Source organism: Microbacterium sp. BH-3-3-3, from assembly GCF_007679045.1.
Lineage (GTDB): Bacteria > Actinomycetota > Actinomycetes > Actinomycetales > Microbacteriaceae > Microbacterium > Microbacterium algihabitans.
In genome coordinates this window covers 251,976-265,286 of sequence record NZ_VEFS01000003.1, presented here as the reverse complement: position 1 = coordinate 265,286, position 13,311 = coordinate 251,976, and the positions used below count along the sequence as shown (strand labels likewise).

The following is a 13,311-nucleotide window of genomic DNA, read 5'->3' as shown; positions in this document are numbered from 1 at the left end:
CGAGCGGGCTCGCCGTCCTGCGGACGAGAACTCCGACACGCCGTCCCGCCGACGGCCGAACCGGCGTGTCGGCACCCGCGTCCGCACGACGGTCGAGCACACGGCCTCCGCCGCCGTCCTGCGGATTCCGCCCCCGACACGCCGCCGCTTCGGCCGGTCGGACCGGCATGTCGCCGACGGCGTCCGCACGAGGGTCTCACACGGCCCGCGACCGCCCTGCCGCCGCCCCGCCGCCGTCCTGCGGACGAAAACCCCGACAGGCCGTCCCGCCGACGGCCGGACCGGCGTGTCGGCACCCGCGTCCGCACGACGGCAGCCGCGACCGACCCGGCCCCGCCGGGCCGCGGGCTCAGCGGACGACGGTGCCGATCGCGCCGACGACGGCGTCGAGGGGCTGACCTGAGGCGTCGCGCTTGGCGCCGGCATCCGGCAGCGCACGCACCGAGCCGTCGGGGCCCACCGCGCGGGGATCGGTGCCGACCCACGCGAGCACGAGGGCGTCTTCGCCGCGCAGGAGGCGCTGAGCGCGCACTCCGCCGGTGGCGCGCCCCTTGGCGGGGAACTCCGTGAAGGCCGAGACCTTGGCGCTCCCGGCATCGGTGCCCGGCAGCGCGGCCGACGATCCGGCCACGGTCACCACCACCGCGTCGAAGGCCGAGGCCCCGACGACGGCGAAGTCGATCACCCGTGCGCCGTCGGAGAGGCGGATGCCGGCCATGCCGCCCGCCGATCGTCCTTGGGGTCGCACGGAGGAGGCCTCGAAGCGCAGCAGCTGCGCATCGCTCGCGATGAACACGAGCTCGGCGTTGTCGCCGGCGGGAGCGGCGCCCACGACCCGGTCGCCGTCGCGCAGCGAGATGATCTCGATCTCGTCCTTCGTGCCGAGCTCGGTCGCGGCGACCCGCTTGACGACGCCCTGCTCGGTGCCGAGCGCGATGGTGGGGGAGTCGACCAAGGGCACGAGGGCCACGACCTTCTCGCCCTTCGCGAGCGCCAGGTACTGCTCGACCTTCGTGCCCGCGGCGACCTGCACCGAGTTGGCGGGGACGGACGGCAGATCCACCGGCGAGAAGCGCACGAGACGCCCGGCGGAGGTCACCGCGCCGATGTCGCCGCGCGTGGTCGTGTCGACCGACGAACGGATCGCGTCGTGCTTCGACCGGCGCGCGGGCGGCACCACACCGCCGGCGGGGGCGTCGGCGACGAGCTCGGCGCGCACCATGCGTCCGGTGGCCGACAGGTACACGCGGCACGGGGCGTCGGCGATCTGCAGATCGACGGCGGCGGCCGCGGCCCTCGCCGAACGGGGCTGTACAGGTCCGCCGTTGAGCAGCATCGTGCGGCGCGGGGTGCCGTAAGCGTCGGCCGCGGCATCCAGTTCTCTCGCCACCTGCTGGCGCAGCAGCGTCTCGCTGCCCAGCAACTCGACCAGCTGCGCGATCTCGGCGTTCAACTGGTCGCGCTCGGCCTCGAGCTCGATGCGCGAGAACTTCGTGAGGCGACGCAGCCGCAGCTCGAGGATGTACTCGGCCTGCGGGTGCGAGAGGTCGAAGACCTCCTGCAGGCGCGTGCGCGCTTCTTCGCTGTCATCGGACGAGCGGATGACCTGGATGACCTCGTCGATGTCGAGGATCGCGATGAGAAGACCCTCGACCAGGTGCAGGCGCTCGCGCTTGCGCGCCAGACGGAACTCGCTGCGCCGCGTGACGACGCGGATGCGGTGATCGATGTACACCCGCAGCATCTCGCGCAGGCCCAGGGTCTGCGGCTGGCCGTCGACGAGGGCGACGTTGTTGATGCCGAAGGAGTCCTCGAGGGGCGTGAGGCGGTAGAGCTGCTCGAGCACGGCCTTGGGGTCGAAGCCGGTCTTGATGCCGATCACCAGGCGCAGGCCGTTGTTGCGGTCGGTGAGGTCGGTGACGTCGGCGATGCCCGTCAGCTTCTTCGCCTGCACGGCGTCTTTGATCTTCTCGATCACGCGCTCGGGACCGACGAGGTAGGGAAGTTCGGTGATGACGATGCCGGTGCGGCGCGGACCGAGCGACTCGATCGAGGCCTTCGCGCGAGTGCGGAACGTGCCGCGACCGTTCGTGTACGCGTCTTTGATGCCGTCGAGACCCACGATGATGCCGCCCGAGGGCAGGTCGGGGCCGGGCACGAACTCCATGAGCTCTTCGACGGTGGCATCCGGATGCTGCAGCAGGTGGATCGCGGCGGCGACGACCTCGATGAGGTTGTGCGGCGCCATGTTCGTCGCCATGCCGACCGCGATGCCCGTCGCGCCGTTGACCAGCAGGTTGGGGAAGGCGGCCGGGAGCACCTCGGGCTGCTGGAACTGACCGTCGTAGTTCGGGATGAAGTCGACGACGTCCTCGTCGAGGTTCTCGGTCAGCGCCATCGCCGGGGGAGCGAGGCGCGCCTCGGTGTACCGGGGCGCGGCGGGACCGTCGTCGAGCGAGCCGAAGTTGCCGTGGCCGTCGACCAGGGGCACCCGCAGCGAGAAGTACTGGGCCAGGCGCACGAGGGCGTCGTAGATGGGGGCGTCGCCGTGGGGGTGGAGCTTTCCCATCACCTCGCCGACGACGCGGGCGCTCTTGACGTGCCCGCGGTCGGGCCGCAGCCCCATCTCGGCCATCTGGTACAGGATGCGGCGCTGCACCGGCTTGAGTCCGTCGCGGGCGTCGGGGAGGGCCCGCGAATAGATGACCGAGTAGGCGTACTCGAGGAACGACCCCTGCATCTCGGTCGAGACATCGACGTCTTCGATGCGCTCGACGACGGGTGACGTCGCGGATGAGGAGGAACGGGAATCGGGCATAGGTGCGGCCTCGGGTCGGGCGGGCGTCGCGTCAGGACGGGGATCGGGAGTCGTGTGGAAGACTTGCCGAGATGACACTCAGCCTACCGGCGGACCCGCCGCGCTCCCGGAGCCTCACCGGTGTGGTGGAGCAGTCGATCGCCGCCCTGGCCGGCGAATCGGAGTGGTTCAACCCCGCGCGCAGTGCCATCGTGTTCCTCATCGACGGCCTCGGCTCGCACAACCTCGCCGCCCGTCGCGGTCACGCGCGCTTCCTCGGCTCGGTCGGGGGCCGGCGCGACGTGGCGCGCACCGTCTTCCCCTCGACCACCGCGGCGGCTCTTTCGAGCCTGCTGACGGGCACCGATCCGGGCGTGCACGGCATCGTCGGCTACCGCGCCCGCATCCCCGGCACCGATCTGGCGCCCAACCAGCTGCACGGGTGGGAGACCGACGGCCTCGACCCGCACACCTGGCAGCGCAGCGAGCCACTGTTCGCCCGCCACGCCGCCGCGGGACGACCGAGCTTCGTCGTGTCCCGCCCCTCGTACACCGGCACCGGCTTCACCGAGGCGACGCTGCGCGGGGCGGAGTTCTTCCCCTCCGACGATCTCGACGAGCGCGTACGTCTCGCGGCCGACCTGGCTGCGCGGCATCCGGGATCGATCACGTATCTGTACGCCCCCGAACTCGACACCGCTGGTCATCGTGACGGGTGGGAGTCCGACCGCTGGACCGACACTCTCGAGCGGGTGGATGCCGCGGCCCGCCGCCTCGCCGAGGGTATCGACGCGCACACGGGCGTGCTGGTCACGGCCGATCACGGCATGGTCGACGTGCCGGCGCACAAGCACGTGCTGCTGCGCGAGGGCGACGCACTGCTCGACGGCGTCGACATCGTCGGCGGCGAGCCGCGCATGCTCCACCTGTACACGGCCGAGGGGCGGGCGGATGCCGTGGCCGCGGTCTGGCGCGAGAGCGAGGCCGCGCGAGCCTGGGTCATGGCCCGCGACGAGGCGATCGAAGCAGGGCTCTTCGGCCGGGTCGACGACGAGGTGCGCCCCCGAATCGGAGACGTGCTCGTGGCCGCGCGCGGCCGATTCGCCTACTACGACGACCGCGAGGCCGACAGACGACCACAGCGCATGGTCGGCCAGCACGGATCGCTCACCGACGAGGAGCGCACGGTGCCGCTCCTGCGCCTCGGCGCCTTCGCCTGACGCGAGGCCGAGACGCGGCATCCGGATGCCGTCGTGCGGATCTCACGCGCGACGCGCCGTCGACAGGCACGACTCGTCCCGCGGGTCGGATGTCCGATCCGCAGGACGGCGGGGTGTCAGCTCTCGTCGGAGCGGGCGCCGAACACGATCTCGTCCCACGACGGCATCGACGGACGACCCTTCGTGCGTCGCGCGCCATCCGCCTGCGGGCGCTCGGGCTCCGGCGTCTTCTCGTCGGCGTCGTCGACGTAGCCCGACTCCGCGGCGTCGAGCAGCGCCACCGGCGGGGCCGAAGGACGCGGCTCGGGCTCGACCTCGGTCACGCCCGGAAGCGGCTCGCGCTGTCCGCGGCGCCGACGCAGGGCCTCGAGCAGATCGGCCGTCTCGGATGAGGCGACCGGGGCGTCGGGGGAGCGCTTGATGGCCGCGGCCTGCACGGCCGGGGCGACGGGACCGGTGGCCTCGACGCCCGGCTCGTCGTCGATGTCGAGACGACGCGGCCCGAAGGCTCCGCTGTCGAAGCGCGAGTCGTCTTTGGTCATGCTGTCGAGCGCACGCAGTCGAGGGATGAGTCCCTCGGGCAGCGAGCCCTGGCGGGACAGCTGGATCGCATCGGCGTTCTGCGGCGACAGGCTGCTGCGGCGCGGGTCGAAGCCCCAGCGGGCGTCGTGATCGATGCCGTTCGCGGTGAACTCGAGCTTGACCATCCAGCCCGTGCTCTCCTTCCAGCTCGTCCAGCGCTCGGCCGACGCTCCGGCCTCGGCGAGCTTCGCGCGCACGGCGGCGCCGAACGTGACGGGGGCGTCGTGCTCGAGCGTGCCGCCCAGCAGCACGGGCACGGCGAGGGCCTGAGCGACGACGTGCTCGCGCTCGGCCAGCACCGGGCCCTCGAAACGCTCGACGTCTTCGACGCGGGCGTTCAGCAGAGTCGCGACCTCGCGCGCCGACATCCCGGAGCGGATGTGCGCCTGGATCTCGCGGGGGCTCGGCCGGGGGGCACGATCGTCGTCGGCGCGGTCGCGGCGTGCGCGGCGCGCCTCGGCGCGCAGCACATCGTCGATGGCGAGGGCGAATCGCTCGCCCGCCTGCGTCGCCACGACGAGGACGTCATCTTCGGTTCCGATGACTTTGAGCTGCTCCATACGAAACACCCCTCCGATCTGCGGTCAGGGCCCATGCTGACATGCGCGCCCCGTGCTTTCGGGAATATCGCGGGCGCGCCGCGAGTTTCCCGTCTCGCCAGGACACGCACGCCCACCGGCGAGCATTTGCTTATCGGGATCGGGTCATGCAAACTATGGCCGCCCGATCGGGCACCCGATAGGGCACAGCACCACGAAATCCGGAAGTAGAGACCTGCACGCATGGCAACCGATTACGACGCACCGCGCAAGACCGAGGACGACAGCGAGTCGATCGAGGCCCTCAAGGAGCGCGTGCCCGACAAGGCGTCGGGGTCGATCGACAACGAGGATGCCGACAACCCCTCGGGCTTCGAACTGCCCGGCGCCGACCTTTCCGACATCGAGCTCGATGTCGTCGTCCTTCCCCCTCAGGAAGACGAGTTCACCTGCATGAACTGCTTCCTCGTGAAGCACCGTTCGCAGATCGCCGAAGAGAGCGGCCCCGGCTTCATCTGCCTGGAGTGCGCAGCCTGACCTGAGCGCGCTGGATCGCCGCCACCAGGCGGTCCGGCGTGCGGGTGGACACCACCCACATCGGGGTCGGATCGTCGGGGTCGGTCACGGGTACCGTGACGATGCCGTCGATCCCGCCCCGGATCACATGCCACGCCCGGTGGTCGAGACCACTCCCACGGGCGGTGCGGGCCTCTTCCGCGACGACGCCGGCGGGAACTCCCAGCAGATCGACGGGAATGTGCGCGCGACCGGCTCGCAACTCCCCGTCGCGCACCTCCACCACGGGCGAGAACGCCAGCAGGGCGACGACGATCGCGACCGACACCACCAGCCCGATGAACAGGGCGAGGGTCGTGTCGAGCGGCGAGAAGACGACGGCGGCCATCGGGCCGCAGACGGCGGCTGCCACCAGCGCCCACAACGACGGACTCAGGCGCTCGCGGTACTCGGCTGCGGTGCGGATGCCGCACCTCCTCTTCTGCATTACCCTCGGGGGGTGACCGAAACGGTGGACGTCCCAATTGTCGCATCCGAGCCCCCGGTCTTCGCCCACCCCGGCGACGCCGGAGCCGACCTGACGGCCGCCGAGGCCGTCCGCCTTGAGCCCGGCCGGCGCGCGCTCGTGTCGACCGGCGTGCGCATCGCGCTGCCCGAGGGATACGCCGCGTTCGTGGTTCCGCGCAGCGGCCTGGCCGCCAAGCACGGCATCACCATCGTGAACTCCCCCGGCACCATCGACGCGGGATACCGCGGCGAGATCAAGGTCGCCCTGCTGAACACCGACCTCGACGAGGCCTATGACATCGCGGTCGGAGACCGCATCGCCCAGCTCATCGTGATGCCCGTCCCGCCCGTGCGCTTCGTCCCCGTCGACGAACTTCCCGACAGCGTGCGCGGCGACGGCGGTTTCGGATCGAGCGGATACCAGAGCTTGCAAGGGAGCACCCGATGACCGACGACGAGTCGCAGACCACCACCACCGCCGCAGACGAGGCGGGCACCGATCTGGCCCCCGCGACCAAGAGCGCGCCCCTCGACCGCGAGAACGCGGGCCCGTTCGACGAGTCCGAGGCCAACCCCGTGCGCCCCTACATCGACCTGGGCGGCATCAAGATCCTGCCGCGAGAGGGCCTCAACCTGCGTCTCGAGGTCGAGGAGCAGACAAAGCGCATCGTCGCCGTCGGTCTCGACTACGCCGAGTCCACCCTGCAGGTGCAACCGTTCGCCGCGCCGCGCACGAGCGGCCTCTGGGAGGAGACGCGCGAGCAGATCCGCCAGCAGGTGAAGCAGCAGGGCGGCCGTGTCGAAGAGCGTGAGGGCCCGCTCGGGCCGGAGCTACTCGCCGAGGTCCCCGTGGCCGGAGCCGACGGCGCGGGCAAGCGCCTCGCGCGCTTCGTCGGTGTGGACGGACCGCGCTGGTTCCTCCGCGGCGTCATCGGGGGAGCGGCGACCAGCGACGTGGAGGCCGCGGCCGCCGTCGAAGACCTCTTCCGCTCGATCGTGGTGGTGCGCGGCTCGTCGCCCATGCCCCCGCGCGATCTCATTCCTCTCCGGATGCCGTCGACCCCCGGCACGGCATGAGCGACGACTCCGTCCGTCCCGGGCGCGAGGACGACCGCGTCCCCCTCGACCCGCCGTCGGCGGCCGACAGCGTGAGCGCCGCACTCGGCAACGCCGCGCGCCGTGCGGGCCTCGACCCCGCCAAGCACTCCAGCACCGGCGCGGCCGTCTGGGCGGCGATGGGCGGGGTGCGCGGCATCCTGGAATCCGTCCTGCCGTCACTGGCGTTCGTCGTGCTCTTCACGGTCACCATCGACCCCGAGACGCGCCAGGGCAACCTGTGGCTCAGCTTGGGCGTCTCGGTGGGTCTCGCGGTGGTCTTCACCCTCGCGCGTCTCATCGCGAAGTCGCCGCCCAACGCCGCGATCGGCGGTCTGCTGGCCACGGTCGGCGCCGCCGTGCTCTCGCTGGTGACCGGCCGCGGGCAGGACAACTTCGTGCTCGGCTTCTTCACCAACGGCGCGTACGGCACGGCCTTCCTCGTGTCGGCGCTGGTGGGCTGGCCGCTGATCGGTCTCGCCGCGGGGTACCTGCTGGGCGAGGGCACGCGGTGGCGCGCCGACAAGCGCAAGCGCCGCGCCTACACGTGGCTGTCGATCGCCTGGGCCGCGCTCTTCGCGGCGCGCCTGGCCGTTCAGCTCCCGCTGTATTTCGCGGGAGACGTGACCGCGCTCGGCACTCTGAAGATCGTCATGGGCCTGCCGTTGTTCGCGCCGATGCTCGCCGTGACGTGGCTCGTGGCGCGTGCTCTGCACCCCAGGCGCGAGTCCTGATAATATCTTGACATCAAGATAAATCCGACGCCCTGCGCGGTTAGGTCGACCTTCCTGGTTTCGACCGAGCGGCACGGGGAAGATGGAGAAATGCGGGCCTGAAGCCTGCGCATTCGCCGACGAAGGAGACGATCGTGTCCACGGTTGACAGCTTCGGTGCAAAGAGCACCCTGACGGTCGGCAGCACCGACTACGAGATCTTCCGGGTCGACACGGTCGCCGGTTACGAGAAGCTCCCCTTCAGCCTGAAGGTGCTGCTCGAGAACCTGCTCCGCACCGAAGACGGTGCCAACGTCACCAAGGAGCAGATCCAGGCGCTCGGCTCGTGGGACCCCACGGCCGAGCCCGACACCGAGATCCAGTTCACGCCCGCCCGCGTGGTCATGCAGGACTTCACCGGTGTGCCCTGCATCGTCGACCTCGCCACCATGCGCGAGGCCGTCACCGCCCTCGGCGGCGACCCGAACAAGATCAACCCGCTCTCGCCCGCCGAGATGGTCATCGACCACTCGGTCATCGCCGACCTGTTCGGCAGCGAGAACGCCCTCGAGCGCAACGTCGAGATCGAGTACGAGCGCAACGGCGAGCGGTACCAGTTCCTGCGCTGGGGCCAGACGGCGTTCGACGACTTCAAGGTCGTTCCCCCGGGAACCGGCATCGTGCACCAGGTCAACATCGAGCACCTGGCCAAGGTCGTCTACGACCGTGCTTCGACAAGCTCAGCAACCGGTGAAGAGGTCCTCCGCGCGTACCCCGACACCTGCGTCGGCACCGACTCGCACACCACGATGGTCAACGGCCTGGGCGTGCTCGGTTGGGGCGTCGGCGGCATCGAGGCCGAGGCGGCCATGCTCGGCCAGCCCGTGTCGATGCTCATCCCGCGCGTCGTCGGCTTCAAGCTCAGCGGCGAGATCCCCGCCGGTGTGACCGCGACCGACGTCGTGCTCACCATCACCGACATGCTCCGCAAGCACGGCGTGGTCGGCAAGTTCGTCGAGTTCTACGGCGAGGGCGTCGCCTCGGTGCCGCTGGCCAACCGCGCCACCATCGGCAACATGAGCCCCGAGTTCGGTTCGACCGCCGCGATGTTCCCCATCGACGACGTCACGATCGACTACCTGCGCCTGACCGGCCGCGACGAGCAGACCATCGCGCTCGTCGAGGCGTACGCCAAGGAGCAGAAGCTCTGGCACGACCCCGACCGCGAGCTGGCCTTCAGCGAATTCATGGAGCTCGACCTGTCGACGGTCGTCCCCTCGATCGCCGGCCCGAAGCGCCCCCAGGACCGCATCCTGCTGTCCGAGGCCAAGTCGCAGTTCGAGAAGGACATCCTCAACTACGCCGACACCTCGATCTCCGACTCGATCGTCGATCTCGAGGTCGACGGCACGTTCCCGGCATCCGACCCGGGTTCGGTCCCGGGCGAAGAGCACGAAGACGTCACCGACAGCGACGTGCTCATCTCGTCGGGCCACCCCGTCAACGCCTCGAAGCCCGTCAAGGTCACCACGCCCGACGGACAGTCGTACCTGCTCGACAACGGTGCTGTCACGCTCGCGGCGATCACCTCGTGCACGAACACCTCGAACCCCTCGGTCATGATCGCGGCGGGCCTGCTCGCCAAGAACGCCGTCGACAAGGGCCTCAAGCGCAAGCCGTGGGTCAAGACGACGCTCGGACCGGGCTCGAAGGTCGTCACCGACTACTACGAGAAGTCCGGCCTCGACAAGGCGCTCGAGGGCCTCGACTTCTACACCGTCGGCTACGGCTGCACGATCTGCATCGGCAACTCGGGACCCCTCATCGAAGAGGTCTCCGAGGCCGTCAACGAGAACGACCTCGCCGTCACGGCCGTCCTCTCAGGCAACCGCAACTTCGAGGGCCGCATCAGCCCCGACGTGAAGATGAACTACCTGGCCTCGCCGCCCCTCGTGGTCGCGTACGCCCTCGCCGGCTCGATGAACTTCGACTTCGAGACCGACGCCCTGGGCAAGGACCAGAACGGCGACGACGTCTTCCTGAAGGACATCTGGCCCGCTCCCGACCAGGTGCAGACGATCATCGACGCGTCGATCTCGCGCGAGCAGTTCATCCAGCAGTACGCCACGGTCTTCGAGGGCGACGAGCGCTGGAAGAACCTGCCCACCCCGACCGGCCCGATCTTCGAGTGGGATGCCGACTCCACGTACGTCCGCAAGGCTCCGTACTTCGAGGGCATGACCATGCAGCCCGACCCGGTGCGCGACATCACCGGCGCGCGCGTCATGGCGACCCTGGGCGACTCGGTCACCACCGACCACATCAGCCCGGCCGGCAACATCAAGGCGGGCACCCCCGCCGCGCAGTACCTGATGGAGCACGGCGTCGCGCAGAAGGACTTCAACTCCTACGGCTCGCGTCGTGGAAACCACGAAGTCATGATCCGCGGCACCTTCGCCAACATCCGCCTGAAGAACGAGATGGTCGCCGCCGTCAACGACGGTCAGGTCATCGAGGGCAGCTGGACCCGCGACTTCACGCAGGAGGGCGGCCCGCAGACGTACATCTACGACGCGAGCCAGAACTACCAGGCGCAGGAGACCCCGCTGGTCATCTTCGGCGGCAAGGAGTACGGCTCCGGCTCGTCGCGCGACTGGGCGGCCAAGGGCACCAAGCTCCTCGGCGTGAAGGCGGTCATCACCGAGAGCTTCGAGCGCATCCACCGCTCGAACCTCATCGGCATGGGCGTCGTCCCGCTGCAGTTCCCCGCCGGCGAGAGCTGGAAGTCGCTGGGCCTCGACGGCACCGAGATCATCTCGATCGAGGGGCTCGAGCAGCTCAACGAGGGCGTCACCCCGAAGACCGTGAAGGTCACCGCCGAGCCGAGCGAGTTCTCGCCCGAGGGCAAGCAGACCATCACATTCGACGCCGTGGTCCGCATCGACACCCCCGGTGAGGCCGACTACTACCGCAACGGCGGCATCCTGCAGTACGTGCTGCGTTCGCTGGTCTGACCCACGAACGACGGTGCCCCGGGAGCCTCGAGCTCCCGGGGCACCGTCGTTCGCGCAGAGAGTACACGGCGGCCGAACGCAAGCCGTTGCCGGGCCCGCAGCACCCCCGGAGACTAGAATCGACCCGTACGCGCGCCCCCGCGCGCACCGCACGAGAGGAGTCGTATGGCTCTCCTACCCGGTATCCATGGACCGCGCGACCTCGACGCGCTGAACCCCGACCAGCTGCGTCAGCTGGCCGCCGAGGTCCGGTCCTTCCTCGTCGAGAACGTCGCCCGCACCGGCGGGCACCTCGGTCCGAACCTGGGCGTCGTCGAGCTGACGATCGCCTTGCACAAGGTCTTCGACTCGCCCTCCGACCCGATCATCTTCGACACGGGACACCAGTCGTACGTGCACAAGATGCTCACCGGTCGCCAGGACTTCTCGCTGCTGCGCTCGCGCGGCGGCCTCGCCGGCTACCCGCAGCGCTCCGAGAGCGAGCACGACGTCGTGGAGTCGTCGCACGCCTCCAGCTCCCTCAGCTGGGCCGACGGCGTCTCGCGGGCCTTCAGCCGCACCGGTCGCCGCGATCGTCATGTCGTCGCCGTCGTCGGTGACGGCGCCCTCACGGGCGGCATGACCTGGGAAGCGCTGAACAACATCAGTGACGACAACGATCGCAACCTCGTCATCGTCGTCAACGACAACGGTCGCTCTTACGCCCCGACCATCGGGGGCATGGCGCGGTACCTCAACCGCGTGCGCACGAACGACGCCTACCGCACGCTGCACCGCGGCTCCGACACGCTCTTCCGTCGCCTGGGCCCCGCGGCACGTGCCGTCTATCGCGGCGTCCGCGGTGGCACACACGGCTTCTTGTCGCGCTTCACCAACAACGAGGCGCTGTACAGCAACCTCGACATCAAGTACCTCGGCCCCATCGACGGCCACGACTTCGAGTCGCTCATCGAGACCCTCGAGCTGGCGAAGTCGTACGGTGCTCCGGTCATCGTGCACGCCATCACCGACAAGGGCAGCGGTTACGCCCCGGCGATGAGCGACGAGGCCGACCAGTTCCACGCGGTGGGCAAGATCGACCCGATCACGGGCGAGGCACTGGGCTCGGGCGGCGGTCTGCAGTGGACCGACGTCTTCGCCGAGGAGCTCTTGAAGGTCGGCGCCGAGCGCCAGGACATCATCGCGATGACCGCGGCCATGCTCCGCCCCACGGGTCTTCAGCACTTCGCCGAGAGATTCCCCGAACGGGTGTACGACGTCGGCATCGCGGAGCAGCACGCCGTGGCATCCGCCGCCGGTCTCGCCTTCGGCGGTCTGCACCCCGTCGTCGCGATCTACGCGACGTTCATGAACCGGGCGTTCGACCAGGTCATGATGGACGTCGCCCTGCACAAGGCCGGCGTCACGTTCGTGCTCGATCGCGCCGGGGTCACCGGCCCCGACGGCCCGAGCCATCACGGCATCTGGGACCTCGCGATGCTGCAGCTGGTCCCCGGCATCCGCATCGCCGCCCCGCGCGACGCCGCGCGCCTGCGAGAAGTATTCCGTGAGGCGACCGCGGTCGAAGACGCGCCCACCGTGGTGCGCTATCCCAAGGGCAAGGTCAACGACGACGTCGAGGCGATCGAGCGACTTCACGACGGCGTCGATGTGCTGAGCCGCGGCTCGAGCGAAGACGTGCTGCTGGTCGGCATCGGTCCGATGGTGCACCTCGCCCTCGAGGTCGCGGAGCGTCTCAAGGCGCAGGGCATCGGCGCGACGGTCATCGACCCGCGCTGGGCGATCCCGGTGCAGCCCTCGATCGTCGAGCTGGCGCGCGAGCATCGACTGGTGATCACGATCGAAGACGGCATCCGCGTCGGCGGCGTCGGCACCCGCGTGCGGCAGGTGCTGCGCGAGGCGGGCGTCGACACGGCCGTCGACGAGCTCGGCATCCCCGACGAATTCATCGACCACGCGACGCGCGAGCAGATCCTCGACGACGCCGGCCTGACGGCGGCGAAGATCGCGCACGACGTGGTCGCCCAGGTGCTCGGCACGCGCATCCCCATGGCGCGGCAGACGCCGACCGGCTCGATCCCCACGATCGAGCAGTGGGAGAAGTCGCGCCCGTAAGCGCTCGATCGACGCGGAACAGGCCGGGATGCCATCATCCCGGCCTGTTTCACGTCTCGGCCCCACATCACGGCGTCACGAGAACAGGGCGATGCACAGAGAACAGGACGAAACGGCCGCAAACGCCCTGTTCTCGTCGCGCCGCCTGTTCTGGTGACGGCGCACCGCCCGCACGACCGACAGCGGCGCCGCCCCATCGGGGACGACGCCGCT

General features: G+C 69.9%; 10 protein-coding genes. 7 read left to right on the top strand and 3 right to left on the bottom strand.

The annotated features are described in order from the left end of the window. Window positions 1-349: 349 nt before the first annotated feature. Window positions 350-2,818, bottom strand: a complete 2,469-nt coding sequence (locus FS769_RS11590; RefSeq protein ID WP_144833562.1) for a DNA topoisomerase (ATP-hydrolyzing) subunit A — start codon at window positions 2,816-2,818, stop codon at window positions 350-352. 71 nt (window positions 2,819-2,889) lie between these two features. Here FS769_RS11590 and FS769_RS11585 point away from each other — a divergent pair, with 71 nt between their 5' ends. Next, a complete protein-coding gene (locus FS769_RS11585; RefSeq protein ID WP_144833560.1) occupies window positions 2,890-4,017 on the top strand; it encodes an alkaline phosphatase family protein in 1,128 nt (375 codons plus the stop codon). A 116-nt stretch (window positions 4,018-4,133) separates the two neighbouring features. Here FS769_RS11585 and sepH read toward each other — a convergent pair whose 3' ends face one another. Beyond that, on the bottom strand, window positions 4,134-5,159 hold the full coding sequence (gene sepH / locus FS769_RS11580) for a septation protein SepH (RefSeq protein WP_144833559.1): 1,026 nt from the start codon (window positions 5,157-5,159) through the stop codon (window positions 4,134-4,136). Window positions 5,160-5,381: 222 nt separating this feature from the next. On the opposite strand from sepH, the gene FS769_RS11575 reads away from it, so the two are divergent. Next, window positions 5,382-5,675 carry a DUF4193 domain-containing protein gene (locus FS769_RS11575; RefSeq protein ID WP_056231545.1) on the top strand — a complete coding sequence of 98 codons (294 nt, stop codon included), beginning with the start codon at window positions 5,382-5,384 and terminating at the stop codon, window positions 5,673-5,675. Here the strand turns inward: FS769_RS11575 and FS769_RS11570 are convergent. Continuing rightward, window positions 5,650-6,141, bottom strand: coding sequence for a DUF3093 domain-containing protein (locus FS769_RS11570; RefSeq protein ID WP_144833557.1), 492 nt, complete (start codon window positions 6,139-6,141; stop codon window positions 5,650-5,652). The genes FS769_RS11575 and FS769_RS11570 overlap by 26 nt on opposite strands. 12 nt (window positions 6,142-6,153) lie before the next feature. Here FS769_RS11570 and dut point away from each other — a divergent pair, with 12 nt between their 5' ends. The 5 genes from dut (at window position 6,154) to dxs (ending at window position 13,098) form a co-directional block, all read left to right on the top strand. Further along, entirely contained in the window at window positions 6,154-6,609 is a 456-nt protein-coding gene (gene dut / locus FS769_RS11565) for a dUTP diphosphatase (RefSeq protein ID WP_186325527.1), read from the top strand. Then, the gene (locus tag FS769_RS11560) at window positions 6,606-7,238 is read left to right on the top strand and encodes a DUF3710 domain-containing protein (RefSeq protein ID WP_144833555.1); all 633 of its coding nucleotides are present in this window, start codon (window positions 6,606-6,608) and stop codon (window positions 7,236-7,238) included. The genes dut and FS769_RS11560 overlap by 4 nt, the downstream gene beginning before the upstream one ends. Further along, window positions 7,235-7,990, top strand: coding sequence for a DUF3159 domain-containing protein (locus tag FS769_RS11555; protein ID WP_144833553.1), 756 nt, complete (start codon window positions 7,235-7,237; stop codon window positions 7,988-7,990). Before FS769_RS11560 ends, FS769_RS11555 begins: the two co-directional genes overlap by 4 nt. Before the next feature lie 134 nt (window positions 7,991-8,124). Then, window positions 8,125-10,983, top strand: coding sequence for an aconitate hydratase AcnA (acnA, locus tag FS769_RS11550; RefSeq protein ID WP_144833551.1), 2,859 nt, complete (start codon window positions 8,125-8,127; stop codon window positions 10,981-10,983). A gap of 165 nt (window positions 10,984-11,148) precedes the next feature. After that, on the top strand, window positions 11,149-13,098 hold the full coding sequence (gene dxs, locus FS769_RS11545) for a 1-deoxy-D-xylulose-5-phosphate synthase (RefSeq protein WP_144833550.1): 1,950 nt from the start codon (window positions 11,149-11,151) through the stop codon (window positions 13,096-13,098). Window positions 13,099-13,311 lie beyond the last annotated feature (213 nt).

Excerpts from the sequence above, each read along its gene's own strand:
- FS769_RS11590 (WP_144833562.1), bottom strand. The coding sequence starts at position 2,818 with ATGCCCGATTCCCGTTCCTCCTCATCCGCGACGTCACCCGTCGTCGAG.
- FS769_RS11585 (WP_144833560.1), top strand. The coding sequence starts at position 2,890 with ATGACACTCAGCCTACCGGCGGACCCGCCGCGCTCCCGGAGCCTCACC.
- sepH (WP_144833559.1), bottom strand. The coding sequence starts at position 5,159 with ATGGAGCAGCTCAAAGTCATCGGAACCGAAGATGACGTCCTCGTCGTG.
- FS769_RS11575 (WP_056231545.1), top strand. The coding sequence starts at position 5,382 with ATGGCAACCGATTACGACGCACCGCGCAAGACCGAGGACGACAGCGAG.
- FS769_RS11570 (WP_144833557.1), bottom strand. The coding sequence starts at position 6,141 with ATGCAGAAGAGGAGGTGCGGCATCCGCACCGCAGCCGAGTACCGCGAG.
- FS769_RS11560 (WP_144833555.1), top strand. The coding sequence starts at position 6,606 with ATGACCGACGACGAGTCGCAGACCACCACCACCGCCGCAGACGAGGCG.
- FS769_RS11555 (WP_144833553.1), top strand. The coding sequence starts at position 7,235 with ATGAGCGACGACTCCGTCCGTCCCGGGCGCGAGGACGACCGCGTCCCC.
- dxs (WP_144833550.1), top strand. The coding sequence starts at position 11,149 with ATGGCTCTCCTACCCGGTATCCATGGACCGCGCGACCTCGACGCGCTG.